The organism is Streptomyces hainanensis, from assembly GCF_004348415.1.
Lineage (GTDB): Bacteria > Actinomycetota > Actinomycetes > Streptomycetales > Streptomycetaceae > Streptomyces > Streptomyces hainanensis.
The window spans coordinates 1-17818 of record NZ_SMKI01000113.1 but is presented as its reverse complement, the minus strand read 5'-3'; the positions used below and the strand labels follow the sequence as shown (position 1 = coordinate 17818).

The 17818-nt window shown below is 75.1% G+C and carries 17 protein-coding genes and 2 pseudogenes; 5 read left to right on the top strand and 14 right to left on the bottom strand.

Features of this window, described 5'->3' with window-relative positions; all coding sequences use genetic code 11:
- Positions 1-28: 28 nt before the first annotated feature.
- From E1283_RS13025 to E1283_RS13010, 4 genes are all read right to left on the bottom strand, one after another.
- Entirely contained in the window at positions 29-922 is an 894-nt protein-coding gene (locus tag E1283_RS13025; protein ID WP_132818159.1) for an esterase/lipase family protein, read from the bottom strand.
- Positions 923-1081: 159 nt separating this feature from the next.
- Complete coding sequence (locus E1283_RS13020; RefSeq protein WP_132818158.1) at positions 1082-2065, bottom strand: DNA polymerase Y family protein; 984 nt, start codon at positions 2063-2065, stop codon at positions 1082-1084.
- Complete coding sequence (locus E1283_RS13015; RefSeq protein ID WP_132818157.1) at positions 2062-5565, bottom strand: DNA polymerase III subunit alpha; 3504 nt, start codon at positions 5563-5565, stop codon at positions 2062-2064. The genes E1283_RS13020 and E1283_RS13015 overlap by 4 nt, the downstream gene beginning before the upstream one ends.
- Before the next feature lie 192 nt (positions 5566-5757).
- Positions 5758-6411: a hypothetical protein gene (locus tag E1283_RS13010; protein WP_132818156.1), complete on the bottom strand. Its 654-nt coding sequence runs from the start codon at positions 6409-6411 to the stop codon at positions 5758-5760.
- A 59-nt stretch (positions 6412-6470) separates the two neighbouring features.
- Between E1283_RS13010 and E1283_RS13005 the strand changes: the two genes are divergently transcribed.
- Complete coding sequence (locus E1283_RS13005; RefSeq protein WP_132818155.1) at positions 6471-7133, top strand: HAD family hydrolase; 663 nt, start codon at positions 6471-6473, stop codon at positions 7131-7133.
- Here the strand turns inward: E1283_RS13005 and E1283_RS13000 are convergent.
- Positions 7034-8128, bottom strand: a complete 1095-nt coding sequence (locus E1283_RS13000) for a GlxA family transcriptional regulator (protein ID WP_425086165.1) — start codon at positions 8126-8128, stop codon at positions 7034-7036. The genes E1283_RS13005 and E1283_RS13000 overlap by 100 nt on opposite strands.
- A gap of 155 nt (positions 8129-8283) precedes the next feature.
- Between E1283_RS13000 and E1283_RS12995 the strand changes: the two genes are divergently transcribed.
- Positions 8284-9168, top strand: coding sequence for an NAD(P)-dependent oxidoreductase (locus E1283_RS12995; RefSeq protein ID WP_132818153.1), 885 nt, complete (start codon positions 8284-8286; stop codon positions 9166-9168).
- On the top strand, positions 9165-9785 hold the full coding sequence (locus E1283_RS12990; protein WP_243744807.1) for a maleylpyruvate isomerase N-terminal domain-containing protein: 621 nt from the start codon (positions 9165-9167) through the stop codon (positions 9783-9785). Before E1283_RS12995 ends, E1283_RS12990 begins: the two co-directional genes overlap by 4 nt.
- Before the next feature lie 9 nt (positions 9786-9794).
- Here the strand turns inward: E1283_RS12990 and E1283_RS12985 are convergent, their stop codons facing one another.
- Positions 9795-10673, bottom strand: coding sequence for an aldo/keto reductase (locus E1283_RS12985; protein WP_425086164.1), 879 nt, complete (start codon positions 10671-10673; stop codon positions 9795-9797).
- 142 nt (positions 10674-10815) lie between these two features.
- Here E1283_RS12985 and E1283_RS12980 point away from each other — a divergent pair.
- Positions 10816-11220 (top strand): annotated as a pseudogene (locus tag E1283_RS12980) (M15 family metallopeptidase domain-containing protein); the annotation flags it as partial.
- Between the two features lie 2 nt (positions 11221-11222).
- Here the strand turns inward: E1283_RS12980 and E1283_RS38705 are convergent.
- The 8 genes and pseudogenes from E1283_RS38705 to E1283_RS12940 all read right to left on the bottom strand — a co-directional run.
- Positions 11223-11342 (bottom strand): annotated as a pseudogene (locus tag E1283_RS38705) (GNAT family N-acetyltransferase); the annotation flags it as partial.
- A 65-nt stretch (positions 11343-11407) separates the two neighbouring features.
- Entirely contained in the window at positions 11408-11854 is a 447-nt protein-coding gene (locus E1283_RS12970; RefSeq protein ID WP_132818151.1) for a hypothetical protein, read from the bottom strand.
- A 78-nt stretch (positions 11855-11932) separates the two neighbouring features.
- Entirely contained in the window at positions 11933-12700 is a 768-nt protein-coding gene (locus E1283_RS12965; protein ID WP_243744806.1) for an urease accessory protein UreD, read from the bottom strand.
- A complete protein-coding gene (gene ureG, locus E1283_RS12960; RefSeq protein WP_132818149.1) occupies positions 12697-13389 on the bottom strand; it encodes an urease accessory protein UreG in 693 nt (230 codons plus the stop codon). Before ureG ends, E1283_RS12965 begins: the two co-directional genes overlap by 4 nt.
- 12 nt (positions 13390-13401) lie before the next feature.
- Positions 13402-14064, bottom strand: coding sequence for an urease accessory protein UreF (locus E1283_RS12955; RefSeq protein WP_132818148.1), 663 nt, complete (start codon positions 14062-14064; stop codon positions 13402-13404).
- Between the two features lie 45 nt (positions 14065-14109).
- Positions 14110-15831 (bottom strand): urease subunit alpha, encoded by a 1722-nt coding sequence (locus tag E1283_RS12950; RefSeq protein ID WP_132818147.1) that lies wholly within the window; start codon positions 15829-15831, stop codon positions 14110-14112.
- Between the two features lie 87 nt (positions 15832-15918).
- A complete protein-coding gene (locus tag E1283_RS12945; RefSeq protein ID WP_132818146.1) occupies positions 15919-16224 on the bottom strand; it encodes an urease subunit beta in 306 nt (101 codons plus the stop codon).
- 16 nt (positions 16225-16240) lie between these two features.
- The gene (locus E1283_RS12940; protein ID WP_132818145.1) at positions 16241-16543 is read right to left on the bottom strand and encodes an urease subunit gamma; all 303 of its coding nucleotides are present in this window, start codon (positions 16541-16543) and stop codon (positions 16241-16243) included.
- Between the two features lie 231 nt (positions 16544-16774).
- Here E1283_RS12940 and E1283_RS12935 point away from each other — a divergent pair, with 231 nt between their 5' ends.
- On the top strand, positions 16775-17803 hold the full coding sequence (locus E1283_RS12935; RefSeq protein WP_132818144.1) for an aspartate-semialdehyde dehydrogenase: 1029 nt from the start codon (positions 16775-16777) through the stop codon (positions 17801-17803).
- Positions 17804-17818 lie beyond the last annotated feature (15 nt).

Below are 17818 nucleotides of genomic sequence, written 5' to 3'. Positions count from 1 at the left end.
CCTCTCCCCCTCTCCCCCTCTCCCGCCGCTACCCGAGCAGGTCGCCGCAGTCGGTCCGCTCGGCGCCGGCCGGATCGAGCGCGTTGGCCGTCTCGTGGAAGGCCACCCGGCTCAGCAGGCCGATCGTCGCGTGCTCGGAGAAGTCGATCGGGCACAGGTCCTGGAGCAGCACGTTCCGCACCCCGGGCTCGTCGATGAACTGCGAGCGGTAGGGGGTGACGATCTCGTCGTAGCGGGTCGCGATCACCGTGTAGGTCACGCCGGGCACGGTGTAGCCGCCGGAGTTGAGCGCGGTCATGAAGTCGGAGCCGGCCACCTGCTGGGCCAGGGCGGGCGCGCCGGCCGCGATGGCGTCCTCCAGGCCGGGGAAGACGTCGAGCAGCCGCGTCAGGCCGGCCAGCGTGGTGCCGTTGGTGTTGGGCGCGATGCCGACCAGCGCGTTCACCTTGCCGGCGGCGCCCTGGTGGTGCTTGAGGTAGTAGCGGGGCAGCACGCCCCCCTGGGAGTGGCCGACGAGGTCGACCTCGCGGGCACCGGTCTCGGCCAGCACCTCGTCGACGAACTCCGCGAGCTGGTCGGCCGACTCCTCCATCGGGCCGAGGCCGCCGAGGATCGGCACGCCGGGCAGCATGCCGTAGTCGAAGGAGTAGACGCAGTAGCCGCGGTCGGCCAGGTAGGGCGCGAGGCCGAGCCAGTTGACCGTTCCGTTGGCGCCGGTGCCGTGGACCAGCACGACGGGCCTGGGGTGTCGGGCGGCGGGGGCGCAGTCGTCCTCGTTCCAGCCGCCGGCCGAGGCCGCGGCGGAGGGGACGGCGGCGGTCGCCCCGGCGGCGCCGGGGAACAGGACGAGCGGAAGGGCGACGAGCGCCGCACCGGCCAACAGCCGGGCGCGGCGCCGTAAGGGGCGTTTCCTGGACAGCATGGGGTGGTCTCCTCGCTGAGCGCACTGGGGGGTGGCACCACGCGGTCCGGACCACGGTTACTGCCGAGTACTCGTCAAGTTACGGGCGAGTAACCCGCCTGCCCACCTGCCCGGCGGTGAAGGATTCGGCACGGGAGGACCCCGCCATGGGCACATTCCTCACGCCACGTCCAGGACTCCGGCCGGGCCGGCGGCCCGGGGGCCGAAGCGGCGGCGGGCGCGGTCGGCCGCCGCCTCGGCCAGCCGGCGGCGCTCGTCGCGCGGGTCGAGGGAGAGCTGGCGGGTGGCGTGGGCCGCGTCGGCGAGCGCGTCGGCCCGCAGCACGACCGCCCTGACCCGGGCCCGCTGGAGGCCGAGCGCGTCGTGCAGCGCGTAGGCGACGCCGACCAACGCCGGGGTGTGCGCGGTCGGTTCGGGGAGGGTCCGGCCACGGGTGGTGGCGGTCAGGTCGGCGTAGCGGACGGTCAGGGCGAGCGAGCCGGTGGTCTGGCCCGTGTCGCGCAGCCGGAAGCCGAGCTCGTCGGCGAGGGTGAGCAGCGCCCTGCGGCGCCGTTCGGCGTCCAACTCGTCGTTCGCGAAGCGGTGTTCGGCGATCAGGACGCGGGCGGGGCCGCTGGGGACGACCGGGGTCGGGTCGACGCCCCTGGCCGCCTGGCGGACGCGGCGCGCGGTGGCGGCGCCGAGGATGCGCTGGAGAGTGGCGGACGGCGCGGCGGCGGTCTCGCCCGCCGTCTCCAGGCCGTAGTCGGCCAGCGCCCGCGCGGTCGCGGAGCCGACGCCGGGCAGCGCGGCGACGGGCTGGTCGGCGAGGAAGCCGGCGACCCCGGACGCGGTGTCGGGCACGGCGAACACACCGGGGGCGCGGCCGAGCCGGTCGAGGGCCAGCCGGGCGAGCAGGGGGTTGCCCGCGACGCCGACCGCGCAGTCGGTGCCGTGCAGGGCGAGCACCCTGACCCGGACGAGACGGGCGAGTTGGACCGCGTCCAGGCCGAAGTAGCGCTGGGCGCCCCGGACGTCGGCGAGCGCGGCGTCGGGCGGCAGCGCCTGCACGACCGGGGTGATGCCGTGCAGCAGCCGCAGCAGCGCGGGATAGCGCTCCGGCGGGCAGCCGGGGAAGCGGATGTGGAGCACGGCCCCGGTCATCCGGCGCTCCCCGGGCTGGCGTGCCACAGCTTCCGCGGAGCCGACCCGGTGGAGTCGCCGGCGGGCCGGAGGTCGGCCCACGGGTGGAGGGTGTAGCCGGTCGACAACTCGATTCGTCGCTCCACGACGCCCGTGCCCGCGGTGTCGTCCGGTCCCTCTGTCGACTTCCCGACCTCGCCGTCGCCGCCACCCTCCCCGTCGCCGCCGTCCTCGCCGTCCTCGCCGTCCGACTCGGGCGGCGGGGCCGCGAGCCGTTCAGCGACCGCGTCCAGGCCGCCGGTGCGGCGGAGGTCGGCCAACTCGGCCAGGTTCCAGGCGGCCTGGCCGACCACGCTCAGGGTGCGCGGCCCGCGCCGCTGCACCGTGCCGCGCACCAGCAGCAGCCAGGAGTGGAAGACGGTGTGCGCGCAGGCGGCGTGGCTGTCCTCGAAGAAGGCCAGGTCGACCAGGCCCGTGTCGTCGTCCAGGGTGACGAAGATCACCCGCTTCCCCGACCTGATCGGCGGGGTCTGGGTGGCCGCCTTGGCGCCCGCGACCAGCACGGTCTCGCCGTGCTCCGCGTCGCGCAGCCGGCGGGCGGTGAGCGCGCCCAACTCGTCGAGCAGGGCGCGGTGGTCGGCCATCAGGTGGCGGGAGGTCTCCATGCCGAGCACGCCGAGCTCGGCGTCGAGCCGCTCGTCCGCGTCCAGGTCGGGCAGCCCGGCCGGTGGGGTGCGCGCGGCGTCGCCGAACGGCAGTTGGCGGCCCCCGGCGCCGGCCGCCGTGCCCCGGCGCTGCCGGTACAGCTCGGCGAGGTGCAGCAGCAGGTCGCGGCGGTTGTCGCCGAAGGCGTCCAACGCGCCGACCTTGGCGAGCCGTTCGGCGGTCGGCCGGGCGGGGGCGCCCCGGTTGACCAGATCGGTGAGCGAGGCGTAGGGCCGACCGGCGGCGATCCGTGTCGCCTCCTCCTCGGTGATGCCCTTCACCTCGCTCAGCGCGAGCCTGATCCCCCACACACCGGATTCAGACTCCAGTTCGATTCGATAGGCGGCGTCGGAGGCGTTCACGTCCAGCGGCAGCACCGGCACCCCGCGCCGACGCGCGTCGGCCAGCAGCAGCCGCTTGGGGTACATCCCCGGGTCGTGCGCGAGCAGCCCGGCGTAGAAGGCCGCCGGGTGGTGCGCCTTGAGCCAGGCCGACTGGTAGGTGGGCACCGCGAAGGCGACCGCGTGCGCCTTGCAGAAGCCGTAGGAGCCGAACGCCTCGACGATCTTCCAGGTGCGTTCGACGACGTCGGGCGGGTAGCCGCGCGCCGCGGCGCCGGCGGCGAACCACTCGCGCACCCGCGGCTGCCGCTCCGGGTCGGACAGCGCCCGCCTGGCCTCGTCGGCCATCGCCCGGTCGCAGCCGGTCAGCCGGGCGAGCACCTCGATGATCTGCTCGTGGAAGACCACCACCCCGTAGGTCTCGCGGAGCACCGGCTCCAGGTCCCGGTGCGGGTGGCGCACCGGGCGTCGGCCGTGCCTGGCCTCGATGAACGGCCGCACCATGTCGGCGGCGACGGGCCCGGGCCGGAAGAGCGATATGTCGACGACGAGGTCGTGGAAGGTGCTCGGCTGGAGCCGGCCGATCAGGTCCCGCTGGCCGGGCGACTCGATCTGGAAGCAGCCGAGCGTCTCGGTCGAGCGGATCAGCTCGTAGGTCTCGCGGTCGTCGGGCGGTACCCGGTCCAGGTCGATCCGGGTTCCGGTGGCCCGCTCCGTCTCGGACACGGCGTACGCCATCGCGGACTGCATCCGCACCCCCAGCACGTCGAGCTTGAGCAGCCCGAGGTCCTCCACGTCGTCCTTGTCGAACTGCGACATGGGGAAGCCCTCGCCGCTGGTGGGCACCACCGGGGTGCGGGCCAGCAGCGAGGCGTCGGAGAGCAGCACCCCGCACGGGTGCATGGCGACGCCGCGGGGCAGCGCGTCCAGCGCCTCCACCAGCTCCCAGAACCGCTGCCCCTGCCGCTCCGGGTCGACGCCGCGCAGCTCGGGCAGCTCCGCCAGCGCGGCGCGCGCGTCCCTGGCCCTGATGTGCGGGAACGCCTTGGCGAGCCGGTCCACCTCGGCCGGGTCGACGCCGAGCGCCAGGCCGACGTCCCGCACCGCGTGCCGCACCCGGTAGGTCTCGGGCATGGCGACGGTGGCGACCCGGCGCTCGCCGAAGCGGCCCAGGATCGCCCGGTACGCCTCGAGCCGCCTGGCCGACTCCACGTCGACGTCGATGTCCGGCAGCACGACCCGACGCGGGGAGAGGAACCGTTCCATCAGCAGGCCGTGCTCCACCGGGTCGGCGTTCGCGATGCCCAGCAGGTGGTTGACCAGCGAGCCGGCCCCCGAGCCGCGCGCCGCGACCCGGATGCCGAGGCCCCTGATGTCGTCGACGACCTGGGCCACGGTCAGGAAGTAGGAGGCGAAGCCGAGCGTGGCGATGGTCGCCAGCTCCTCGTCGAGGCGGGCCCAGCGCTCCGGGTCTCGGTCGTAGCGGCGCGCCACCATGCCGGCGGCGCAGCGGGAGCGCAGCACCCGGTCCGCGGTGCGGTGGGCGGCGCCGACCAGGTGCGGCTCGGGGAAGCGGACGCCGCCGATGCCGAGGTCGTGCTCCGGATGCACCCGGCAGGCCGCCGCGGTCTCGGCGGTGAGGTCGAGCAGCCGGCGGGCGGTGGCCGGGCCGAACCCGGCGGCCTCGGCGATCCGCTCGGCGGCCCTGGCCATCTCGTCCGGCCCGCGCAGCCAGGCGTCGCCGCCGTCCAGTGGGCCGCGCGGGTCGATGGGCCGCAGCCGGCGGGCGGCGTCCAGCACGTCGGCGACCCGGCCCTGTCCGGGGTCGGCGTAGCGGACCCGGTTGGCGAGCACGGGCGCGACGCCGACCTCGGCGGCGAGCCCGAGCGCGCGGGCCGCCGCGCGCAGCGGGCCCGCCGCGTCGACCTCGATCCGCAGCGCCTCGTCCCCGAAGACCTCGCGCCAGGGCGCGAGCAGCCGCGCCGCCAGGTCGGGGCGGCCGGCGGCCAGCGCGCGGCCGGTGGGGGTGTCGGGGCCGAGCAGCACGGTCAGCCCCGCGCCGTGCGTCTCGGCCCAGGGCAGCACGGGCCGCGCGCCGGGCCCCGCGGCGTGCGCGGCGGTGACCAGCCGGCAGAGCTGGGCCCAGCCGGCCGCGCCGTCCCTGGCGAGGAAGACCGCCCGGGGCGCGGACTCGTCGAGGAACGCGCCGCCCCGCACCGGCGTCCCGCGTCGCCGCCGCTCGGGTGTGCCGCCGGGCTGCGCCACGGCCAGCTCCACCCCGAACAGCGGCCGCACCCCGGCCCCCACGCACGCCCTGGCGAACCGCACCGCGCCGCCCAGGGTGTCCCGGTCGGTCAGTGCCACGGCCGCCATGTCGCGCTCCGCGGCCCGCTCGGCGAGCCGCTCCGGATGGGAGGCCCCGTAGCGCGCCGAGAACCCGGACGCGACACGCAGATGAACGAAGTCCGTGGACATCCGCACCTCCCGTCACGCCCGGCCCCCCTGTCCCAGCACCGTTTCCGGTCCACCATAAACCAGCCATCGAACATCCGTACGATTACGGTGAACGCGCAGGTCACCGGCGGTTCGGCGACGATCAGCGGCGGCCGAAAACGAACGCCCCAACTCCCTTCGCCCACACGACGATCGACGGTCGGCGCGGCCGCCTCACCCCCGGTTCATGCCGCTGACAAGTTCGGGGCCGAGGTGGCGGGAGAGGACGGCGAGCAGCGGCGGGGGCGGCTCGTCGGGCGCGATCTTGTAGGTGTGCACGACGCAGGTCCGCACCGGGTGGGTCGGCCCGCCGTCGGGATCGCCCGTGGTGTTGGCGAACAGGGGCCGCCGCTGCGTGCCGGCCAGCGCGAAGGCCACCAGCGGCGTCCGGTGGTCCTCGTGCCAGTAGTGGTCGGCGACGGCCTTGTTGCCGTAGTCCAGCCGCGGGAAGACCACCGCCACGTCCTCCCGCCCGTACGGGGCCGCCCGCAGCGCCGGCAGCACGTCGAGGATCGCCTCCCCGGTGGCCAGCAGCCGCGCCTCCTCGTACGAGTCGCCCCAGGGCGGCGGCTCGTCGTCGGACTCCAGCCACTCCGGGTACTCCTCCGTGCGCAGCACCGTCCCGACGGGCGGCCGCTTCCAGCGGGCCTCCCCGCTGACGCTCCCCCAGTTGAGGCTGGCGTTGACGCACAGCGTCCCCGCCAGCAGCGACCAGGGGGTGCGCACCACCCGCTCCCTGGCCAGGTCGACCACCAGCCGCCCGAAGACCTCGCGGTCGACCAGCGCGGGCGCGGCGGGCGCGAAGAACGTGTCGGTCCAGATCCCCATGGCCCCGTTGTAGTGAGCCGCCGCCCCGGACGCCAACGCTTTCCGGTTAGGCTGCCCGGGTGGCCGCTCCCCCTCACCCCCCGATCGACCTGGTCGTCTTCGACTGCGACGGCGTGCTGGTCGACAGCGAACCGCTCGCCCTGCGGGTCTGTGTCGAGCTCGGCGCGGAGCTGGGCTGGGCGCTGACCGAGCACGAGATCGTCGACCGGTTCCTGGGCCGCTCCGAGCGCGCCGTCCAGGCCCAGATCGCCGAACGCCTCGGCGAGGTGGCGGCGGCCACCTGGTCCGAGCAGTACCGGCTGCGGCTCGCGGAGATCGTCGACGCGGAGCTCACCGAGGTGGCCGGCATCAGCGAGGCGCTGGCCGCGATCACCATCCCGCACTGCATCGCCTCCAGCGGCGGCCACGACAAGATGCGGCGCACCCTCACCCGCACCGGGCTCCACGACCGGTTCGCCGGCCGCATCTTCAGCGCCTCCGAGGTGGCCCGCGGCAAGCCGGCCCCCGACCTGTTCCTGCACGCCGCCGAGCGGATGGGCGTCGAGCCCGCCCGCTGCGTGGTGGTCGAGGACAGCCAGTACGGCGTCCAGGCCGCCCGCGCCGCCGGCATGCGGTCCTTCGGCTACGCCGGCGGCCTCACCCCGGCCGACTGGCTGGCCGGCCCCGACACGGTCGTCTTCGACGACATGCGGAAACTGCCGGTGCTGCTCGGCCTGCTGTAACCCTCGCCGTAGCCCCCGCCGTAGCCCCCGGGCGCCTCCCGGGGGAAGGCGCGGCGGTAGGCGCCGGGCGACACCCCGAGCTGCCTGAGGAAGTGGTGGCGGAGGTTGTTGGCCGTGCCGAGGCCGCTCAGCTCCCCGACCTTCTCGATCGGGAGGTCCGTCGACTCCAGCAGCTCCCGGGCCCGCCCCAGGCGCTGGTTCAGGAGCCACCGCAGGGGCGTCGTCCCGGTGGCCGCCCGGAGCCGCCGGTAGAACGTGCGCGGGCTCATGGCGGCCCGCCGGGCCAACTCCTCGACCGTCAGCGGCCGGTCCAGGTGGGCCCGGGCCCAGTCGAGCACCGGGCCGAGCCCCTCGTCGTCCCTGGCGGGCACGGACAGCTCGACGAACTGCGCCTGACCGCCGGGCCGGTGGGCGGGCACCACCATGCGGCGGGCCAGCTGGTTGGCGACGTGCGCGCCGAGGTCGCGGCGCACCAGGTGCAGGCACAGGTCGAGGCCGGCGGTCAGCCCGGCGCTGGTGAGCACGTCGCCGTCGTCCACGTACAGCACCGACTCGTCGACGTCCACCTTCGGGTACCGCTCGGCCAGTTGGGCGGTGTGCATCCAGTGGGCGGTGGCGCGACGCCCGTCGAGCAGCCCCGCCTCGGCGAGCGCGAAGGCCCCGGTGCACAGGGAGACCATGCGGGCCCCCGCGTCGTGGGCCCGGCGCAGGGCCGTGACCAACTCCGGTGCCAGCGGCCTGCCCTCGTCGACGCAGGAGTCGGGCACCGAGGGCACGATGACCGTGTCGGCGTCGACGAGGCCGTCGAGCCCGTGGCCGGTCCGCAGCGTGAGCCCGGTGCCGGCCGTCCCTCCGTCGCCCGCCCCGGTGCCGCAGAGCCGCAACTCGTACCAGGGGTCGGCCAGATCGGGCTGCGGCTTCCCGAAGACGGTGCACGGGATGCTCAGTTCGTACAGGTCCCAGGAGGGGACCCCGATCTCCTCGGCCACGACCACCGCGACAGAACCGACGCTCATGGCCCGAAGGGTATGGCAGGAATGTGGTGGCCGCCGTCACCGGTGTCACTTCTCCCGCTCGCCGCGCGCTGCGAGCGTGTTCCGTACGTGATCACCGCCGCGTGCGGACGAAGGACGTAGGAGAAGTCGTCGACATGAACACCGATCGCCAGGCCGTCACCGTCATCGGGTTGGGCTCCATGGGCTCGGCGCTGGCCGCCGCGCTGCTCGACCGGGGCCACCCGACCACCGTGTGGAACCGGTCCGCGTCCAGGGCCCGACCGCTGGTCGACCGGGGCGCCCGCCTGGCCGCGACCCCGGGGGAGGCGGTCGCGGCGAGCCCGCTCACCCTCGCCTGCGTGCTGGACCACCCGGCGCTGCACGTGGTCCTCGACCCCTTCGCCGCCGCGCTGGCGGGAAGGACCCTGGTCAACCTCACCACCGGCGCTCCCGAGCAGGCCCACGAGGCCGCCGCCTGGGCCGGGTCCCACGGCCTCGACTACCTCGACGGCGCGATCATGACCACCCCGCCAGGCGTCGGCAACCCGGAGACGATGTTCCTCTACAGCGGTTCGTCCGCCGTCTTCGAGGCCCACCGCCCGACGCTGGCGGCCCTGGGCGACCCCCTCTACCTGGGCGCCGACCCGGGCCTGGCCTCCCTCTACGACGCCGCGTTGCTCGGCCTGATGTGGTCCACCATGACCGGCTGGCTGCACGGCACCGCGCTGGTCGGCGCGGAGGGGACGCCGGCCACGGCCTTCACCCCCGTCGCGCTCCGCTGGCTGACCGCCGTGGCCGGATTCCTCACCACGTACGCGCCGCAGGTGGACGCCGGCCGCTACCCGGGCGACGACGCCACCGTCGACGTGCAGATCGCGGCCATCGACCACCTCGTCCACGCCGCGGCGGCCCGCGGCGTCGACAACGCGCTGCCCGAGCTCCTGAGGTCGGCCATGGAGCGGGCCAGCGCCGCCGGCCACGGCTCGGACAGCTACGCCAGCGTGATCGAGGTCCTGAAGAAGCCGGCGGACGCCAGGTGACCACCGCCACCGTGTCGTGGCCGGAGCTGCTGGCCGCCGCCGCCGACCGCTGTCTCGACGTCCTCCTCGAAGGCGCCGACCAGGACTGGTCACGCCCCGCCCACGGCCTCGACTGGAGCTGCCGCGAGACGCTCGACCACCTCGCCCTCGGGCTGGTCGGCTACACCGGCCTGCTGGTCTCCCGGCGCGACGACCGCTACGTCACCCTCTTCGCCTCGCTCGACCCCGCGGCCCCCGTGCCGGACTGTCTCGACGGTCTCCGCATCGCCACCGCGCTCCTCACCGCCACCGTCCGCGACACGACCCCCGACGCGCGCTCCTGGCACCCCTGGGGGCACTCGGACGCCACCGGTTTCGCCGCCATGGGCATCGTCGAACTCACCCTCCACACCCACGACATCGCCCGCACCCTCGGCCTGCCGTGGGACCCGCCGGACGACCTGGCCTCCGCCGCCCTCGACCGGCTCTTCCCCGACGCGCCGTCAGGGCACGGCCCGTCCGACACCCTGCTGTGGTGCACGGGCCGCGCCTCGCTCCCCGACCTGCCCCGGCGCACGTCCTGGCGGTGGGACGGAACCGTGCGCGGGCGGCGCGAGCCGGCGAGCCCCGCCGGGTAGCCGGGCGCCTCACGGCACCGGGGCCGCCCCGGAGAGCAGGCCGGCGCCGCGCAGGTCGGACCAGAGCGCGGGGGGTAAGGCCCGGGTGAGCAGGTCCGCGCTGGCGGTGATCTCCTCGGGGCTCCGCGCGCCGACGACGACGGACGTGACGGCGGGGTGGGCCAGCGGGAACTGGATGGCCGCCGCGAGGGGCGGGACGTCGTGGCGTTCGCAGATCGCGCGGAGCGTGCGGACGCGTTCGGCGAGGGCCGGCGGGACGTCGCCGTCGGCGTGCGGGGCGGCCAGCAGGCCGCCCTGGTAGACGCCGGCCGCGAGGACGGCGACGCCACGGTCGACGCACAGCGGGAGCAGGTCGTCCAGGCCCGACTGGTCGAGCAGGGTGTAACGGCCGGCCAGCAGCACGCAGTCGGGGCCGGGGGCCGGGGCCTCGCGGAGGAAACGGGCGGCGACGTCGGCGTGGTTCACCCCCAGGGAGACCGCGCCGACCGTGCCCCGGTCGCGCAGCTCGGCGAGGGTCGGATACGCCTCGGCGAGGGCCGTCGGGTAGTCCAGGTCCGGGTCGTGGACGTGCAGGACGTCGATCCGGTCCAGGCCCAGCCGCCTCAGGCTGTCCTCGACCGAACGCAGCACCGCCCGCCGCGAGTAGTCGAGGCGCGGCCCGACGCCCGGCGGCGGATCCGCCCAGATCGGCTGGGTGTCCCGGCCACCCGGCTCGATGAGCCGTCCGACCTTGGTGCAGAGCACGTAGTCGCCCCGGCGCCTCGGCCGCAGCGCCCGCCCCGCGCGCTCCTCGGAGCGGCCGTAGCCGTACACCGGCGCCGTGTCGAACAGCCGCACCCCCAACTGCCAGGCCCGGTCGACGGTGGCCAGGGCCCGCGCCTCGGACACCGGCCGGAACATCCCCCCAACCGACGCGAGCCCGAGCCCGAGCCGGCTGACACTCACCCCACTACGCCCCAACATCACCCGCTCGTCGGCTCGCATCCGTCACCCTTTCCGCGCCGTCCCAGGTGGCGGGCATGATCGGGGCATGAGTGAGATCGTCCTGATGTCGGACCCCGCCGTCACCGCCATACCCGTCGCCGAGTGCGGCGAACACCTGGTGGACGTCCGCGACCATGCCCCGCCGCTGCTGGTCGACGCGCGACGGCGGGACCCCGCAGGGGCCTTCGCGCACCTGCGGGAGGGCGTGCTGGCGCGACTGCTGGACGCCCAGGCCCAACTCCCGGACGGCCTGCGGCTGTTGTTCGTCGAGGGATACCGGCCACTCGCGCTCCAACGGCGGTACTTCGAGGCGTACGCCGGGCAGCTGCGGGCCGACCGTCCCGCGTGGTCCGACGACCGGCTCCACTCGGCGGCCAGCCGGTACGTGTCCCCGCCGGAGATCGCCCCGCACAGCGCGGGCGCGGCCGTCGACCTCACCCTCGCCGACGCCCGCTACGGCCCGGTGGAGGCCCCCCGGGCGACGCGGTAGAGCACGGCGGGACGCGGTGGCCCCTCGGGCGCGGTGGGGTCGTCGAAGTCGTCGGCCGGGTCGCGGCTCATGCCGATCCGTCGCGCCCGGTACGCGGTTCGGTCACGCGGCCAGCCAACCCGCGTTCCGCTCCGGGCCTCTCACCGCCTCACCAGGCCGGGGGCCTGGGCTGGTCGTCGGACTCGGTCTCCGCCGGCCAGGCCGGGTCACGGTCCGTCCGGACCAGGACCCCGGGGTCGGGCGGAAACCTCTCGTCGTGCGGCTCGAAGTGGACCCGCCGCGTGCGGGGCAGCGGAATCTCCACCAGCCTGCCGTCGTGGATCATCCACAGCCCGAAGCAGTCGTCCTCCTCGTCGTGGATCAACACCTGCACGGACTCTGGCCGGGGCCACGGCAGGGACTCCAGGTGCCTCAGCAGCCCGGACCGGGTAGCCATCCGCACGAACTCCGCGCCCCAGCCGAACCCCCCGAGCCCACCGGGCCGTATCTCATGGAACGTGCCGCCCCAGGTGCGCGTCCCGTCCGGCCGGGTCAGCGGTTCCATGACCTCGTCCGCGTCCTGCGCCAGCACGATGACTTCGGCGATCCTGCTCATGCCGGAATGCCAGCACCCGCCACCACGCCGTCGCAACCACATTCAGCCGGCCTCGCCCCGATCCAGGTCGCGCCGACCTCAGGCGGCCCGGTCGGTAGCGGCGACGCCCAGCCGGGCGGCGCCTTCGGCGAGCAGGCGGCCGAGCAGCAACGCGTCCGGCGCCACGGCCGTGACCAGGGCGGCGGGGCCGGCCAGCGGGGCCAGCACCGCGGTCTCCGACAGCACCCGCGCCTCGGCCGGCTTCTCCTCGAACACCGGGTCCACGACGAGGAGTTGACCGACGGCACGGTGGCCGCCGAGCACCGCGCCGCCGTCCCAGCCAGGGGCGCGGGGGCCGAGGGAGAGCTCCTGGTCGAGCAGCGGCCGGCCGGCGTGGCGGACGACGAGCCGGGAGGTGAGTCGGCCTGGTTCCTCCCCGGCCCGTCCCAGGACCAGCTGTTCGCGCAGTACCAGGCGGGCGCCGGCCGCCAGCTCCACCCGGGTGGTGGTCCGCAGGTCGCTGCCGGCCACCGAGATCAACGGCTCCGGCAGCCAGCGCAGTTCGCCGCCCTCCCGCACCGTCAGCGTCACGTCGTAGGCGGCCGGCTCGCCGTCCGGGCCCGGCAGGGCGACGGTGGCGGCGGCCGAGGTGACCCGCAGCGCCGCGTCGGGCCCGGCCTCGGCCGTCAGCCTGAGCCGGTCGCCGCCGAGCGGGCCGCTCATCGCGCCGACGACGGTGACCTGCGTGTACGGGCCGGCCGCGCGGGTGCGGCGCAGCGCCAGCGGCCCGTCGCCGCGCAGCAGCGGCAGCGAGCCGTCGGCCGCGGCCACGATCCTGGCGTGGGCGGTGACGCCGGCGCCGCTCACGCCGCCGCCGGGGCCCAGGCGGCGAGCCGGGCCGACACCCAGTCGGCGACCGGCCGGACGCCGTCCTCCTCCCGCAACGAGGTGAACGCGACCGGCAGTTCGCCGCGTTGCGCCTTCGCGTCGCGGGCCATGGCCGCCAGGTCGGAGCCGACGTACGGCGCGAGGTCGGTCTTGTTGACGACGAGGAGGTCGGCGGTGGTGACGCCGGGGCCGCCCTTGCGCGGGATGTCGTCGCCGCCGGCCACGTCGATCACGAAGATCTGGGCGTCGACCAGGCCGGTGGAGAAGGTGGCGGTGAGGTTGTCGCCGCCGGACTCGACCAGCACCAGGTCAAGCGGCCCGGTCCGCTCCTCCAACTCCTCCACCGCCTCCAGGTTGGCGGAGATGTCGTCGCGGATCGCGGTGTGCGGGCAGGCGCCGGTCTCCACGGCGACGATCCGCTCGGCGGGCAGCACGGCGGCGCGCAGCAGGAAGTCGGCGTCCTCGCGGGTGTAGATGTCGTTGGTGACGACGCCGATGGCGAGCCGGTCGCGCAGCGCGCGGCAGAGCGCGGCGACGGTGGCGGTCTTGCCCGAGCCGACCGGGCCGCCGAGCCCGATGCGGAGCGCCCGGCTGCCGGGCTCGGCGGCCTGGTGGGCGGCCTGGTGGGTGTGCCGGTGGGGGAAGGTCTCGGGGTGGTCGAGGTGCATCTCGCGGTGCTCCTAGGATGCGAAGAGGCGGACGGGCCAGGCGGCGTGGGCCTCGGCGCCGATGTCGAGCAGCGGGGCGGAGGCGGCGGGCAGCGCGTCGGGGTCGCCGAGGGCGGCGGCCTCGGTGGCCAGGTCCGCGACCCGGTCGACCTCGTGGGCGAGGCGGGCCAGCACCGCGGTGGCGGCGAACGGGTCCGACGACAGCAGTCGGACGGTGGCACTCGACGGGCCGCTGACGGCGTCGTAGGCGGCGGCCCGGGCCGCGTCGCCCGGGGTGAGCCCGGCGGCCCGGGCGGCGAGCCCGAGCACCACGGGCTGGTGGAGGCCGCCGCGGTGGGCGGCGGCCAGCGCGTCGAGCTCCGGCGAGGGCCAGGTGGCACGGGCGGCCCGCATCAGCTGCCGGCCGAGCCTGCGCGCCGTGGCGCGCAGCGCCGGGGACGGGGTGCGGGCGTCGGCGGCGGCGTCGAGCGCGACCGGGTCCTGGCCGCCGCAGGCCGCGGCGGCCAGCGCCGCCGCGACCAGGCCGGCCGTGTGCAGGCGGCCCCGGCAGAACTCCTCTAGCGAGTCGGGCCCGCTGATCCGCCCGGCGCGCACGGCGGCCTCCGCGCCGCCCGAGTGGGCGTGCGCGCCGGCCGGGAACCTGCCGTCCGCCAGCAGCAGCAGGGCGGCCCTCACCGGCGACCGCCCGTCGGAAGAGGTCCCATCAGATCGGCCCCGTCATCAGAAGAGGAAGTACCGCTGTGCGAGGGGCAGTTCCGCGGCCGGTTCGGGGACGACCGGCTCGCCGTCGATGGTGACGGTGAAGCTGTCGGGGTCCACGGTGACCGCCGGTGTGGCGTCGTTGAGCCGCATGTCGGCCTTGGTGGTGTGGCGGGTGTCGCCGATGGTGACGAACCGCTTGTCGAGCCCGAGCCGCTCGTCGAGGCCGCCGTCCAGCGCCAGCTGGGTGACGAAGTTGACCGAGCCGGACGCGGCCGCCCGGCCGAGCGCGCCGAACATCGGGCGGGGCAGCACCGGCTGCGGCGTGGGGATGGAGGCGTTGGCGTCGCCCATCTGGGCGTAGGCGATCTGGCCGCCCTTGAGCACCAGCAGCGGTTTGACCCCGAAGAAGGCCGGCTCCCACAGCACCAGGTCGGCCAGCTTGCCCGGCTCGACGGAGCCGATCTCGTGGTCGAGGCCCTGGGCCACCGCCGGGTTGATGGTGTATTTGGCGACATAGCGACGGGCCCGCAGGTTGTCGGCGGCGCCGTCGCCCGGCAGCGCGCCGCGCCGCCGCTTCATCACGTGCGCGGTCTGCCAGGTCCTGGTGATCACCTCGCCGACCCGGCCCATCGCCTGGGAGTCGGAGGAGATGATCGAGATCGCGCCCAGGTCGTGCAGGATGTCCTCGGCCGCGATCGTCGTCGGCCGGATCCGGGACTCGGCGAAGGCCAGGTCCTCGGGCACCGCCGGGTTGAGGTGGTGGCAGACCATCAGCATGTCGAGGTGTTCCTCGACGGTGTTGACGGTGTGCGGGCGGGTCGGGTTGGTGGAGCTCGGCAGCACGTTGGGCTCGGAGACCACCGTGATGATGTCGGGCGCGTGGCCGCCGCCCGCGCCCTCGGTGTGGTAGGCGTGGATCGTCCGACCGGCGATCGCGGCCAGGGTGTCGGCGACGAAGCCGGCCTCGTTGAGGGTGTCGGTGTGGATCGCCAGCTGGGCGCCGGTCTCCTCGCAGACGGTCAGGCAGGCGTCGATCACGGCCGGGGTGGCGCCCCAGTCCTCGTGGATCTTGAAGCCGACGGCGCCGCCGCGCAGCTGGGCCCGCATCGCCTCGTGCGAGACGGTGTTGCCCTTGCCGAGCAGCCCGAGGTTGATCGGGGCGCCGTCCAGCGCCTCCAGCATCCGGGCCAGGTGCCAGGAGCCGGGCGTGACGGTGGTGGCCTTGGAGCCCTCGGCCGGCCCGGTGCCGCCGCCGATCAGGGTGGTGACGCCGGAGGCCAGCGCCGTGTCGACGATGGTCGGGGAGATCAGGTGGACGTGGGCGTCGACGCCGCCGGCGGTGAGGATCCGGCCGTTGCCGGCGATCACCTCGGTCTCCGGGCCGATCACCAGCTCCGGGTGCACCCCGTCCATGGTGTCCGGGTTGCCGGCCTTGCCGAGCGCGGTGATCCGGCCGTCCCTGATCCCGACGTCGGCCTTCACGACGCCGGTGTGGTCCAGCACGACCGCGCCGGTGATCACGGTGTCCGGGGTGCCGTCGGCACGGCTGGCCCGCGACTGCCCCATGGACTCGCGGATCACCTTGCCGCCGCCGAACACGGCCTCCTCGCCGGCCCGGCCCGGGCCGCCCGCGAGGTCGTCCTCGATCTCGATCAGCAGGTCGGTGTCGGCGAGCCGCACCCGGTCCCCGGTGGTGGGGCCGTACAGGTCGGCGTACCGCTGTCGGCTCAGCTCAGCCATGCGCCCTCCTTGGGTTCACTTCTCCGCCCACGCGGCACGTCGTCGGGGTAGCGGCCGACCGGCGCCCGGCAGCCGCGGGTGCGACGTTCACAGGGCACCTCCGGTCTCGCCGCGCAGCCCCGGCACGATCCGGCGGCCGGCCAGCGGCACGAGCTCCACCTCGACGGGGATGCCCGGCTCGAAGCGGACGGCCGTGCCGGCGGCGATCCCGAGCCGCAGGCCGTGGGCCGCCGCCCGGTCGAAGTCGAGCCCGGGGTTGGCCTCGGCGAAGTGGTAGTGCGAACCGACCTGGATCGGCCGGTCGGCGACGTTGCGGACGGTGAGCCGGGTGACCGGTGCGCCCTCGTTGAGCGTCACCGGCGTCTCGGCGTACAGGAACTCTCCGGGAATCACGGTGCCTCCCCCGCGCTCAGGCGATGGGCTCGTGGACGGTGACGAGCTTGGTGCCGTCCGGGAAGGTCGCCTCGACCTGCACGTCCGGGATCATCTCGGGGACCCCGTCCATCACGTCGGCCCTGGCCAGGATCCGACGCCCCGAGTCCATCAGCTCGGCCACGGTGCGGCCGTCCCGCGCGCCCTCCAGCACGTGGGCGGTGATCAGCGCGACCGCCTCCGGATGGTTGAGCAGCAGCCCACGGGCCCGGCGCTTGGCGGCCACGTCCGCGGCCACGTGGATCAGCAGTCGCTCCTGCTCGTGCGGGGTCAGCTGCACGCCGGCCGCCCTTCTCTCAGGCTCTCTCGGGTGATCGCAGGCTGTGGAGGTTAGTTCGATCCGGTTACGGTGGCGTTACCCCACCGCCGTGACCACCGCAGTATCCCGTGGCACCGGCCGCTCCGGTGTGACCGGCGTCAAAGAAGTGGCCGCGGTCGGGCCCGGCGGTGCAGGGTAGGAGAGCGGGACGGACGCATGCACCGCAGGTGCATCCGAAGCGAGAGGAAGCCCATGAAGATCGGGATCGTCGGAGCCACCGGACAGGTCGGCGGCGTGATGCGCGGAATCCTGGCCGAGCGGAAGTTCCCGGTCGACCAGCTCCGGCTGTTCGCCTCGACACGGTCGGCGGGCAGCACGCTGCCCTGGCAGGACGGCCTGATCACCGTGGAGGACGCGGCCACGGCCGACTACTCCGGCCTGGACATCGTGCTCTTCTCGGCCGGCAAGGGCACCGCGAAGGTGCTCGCCGAGAAGGTCGCCGCGGCCGGCGCCGTGGTGGTCGACAACTCCTCCGCCTGGCGGATGGACCCCGAGGTGCCGCTGGTGGTCTCCGAGGTCAACCCGCACGCCGTGGCCCGGCGCCCCAAGGGCATCATCGCCAACCCGAACTGCACCACCATGGCCGCCATGCCGGTGCTGCGTCCGCTCCACCACGAGGCCGGCCTGACGTCCCTGGTGGTCGCCACCTACCAGGCGGTCTCCGGCAGCGGCCTCGCCGGCGTCGCCGAGCTCGACAGGCAGGCGCGGGCCGCCGCCGCCCAGGACATGGCCCGGCTGGCCTTCGACGGCACCGCGGTGGACTTCCCGGCCCCGGAGAACTACGCGCGCCCGATCGCCTTCAACGTGCTCCCGCTGGCCGGCGCGATCGTCGAGGACGGTCTCGCGGAGACCGACGAGGAGCAGAAGCTGCGCAACGAGAGCCGCAAGATCCTGGAGATCCCCGACCTCAAGGTCTCCGGCACCTGCGTCCGGGTGCCGGTCTTCAGCGGCCACTCGCTCCAGATCAACGCCCGCTTCGAGCGCCCGCTCTCCCCCGAGCGCGCCACCGAGCTGCTGTCCGCGGCGGAGGGCGTCGAGCTGTCCGACGTCCCCACCCCCCAGCAGGCCGCCGGCAACGACCCCAGCTTCGTCGGCCGCATCCGGCGCGACGAGACGGTGGAGCACGGCCTGGCACTCTTCGTCTCCAACGACAACCTCCGCAAGGGCGCGGCCCTCAACGCGGTCCAGATCGCCGAGCTCCTCGCCGACGAACTGCACTGACGGCCGGCGCCCACC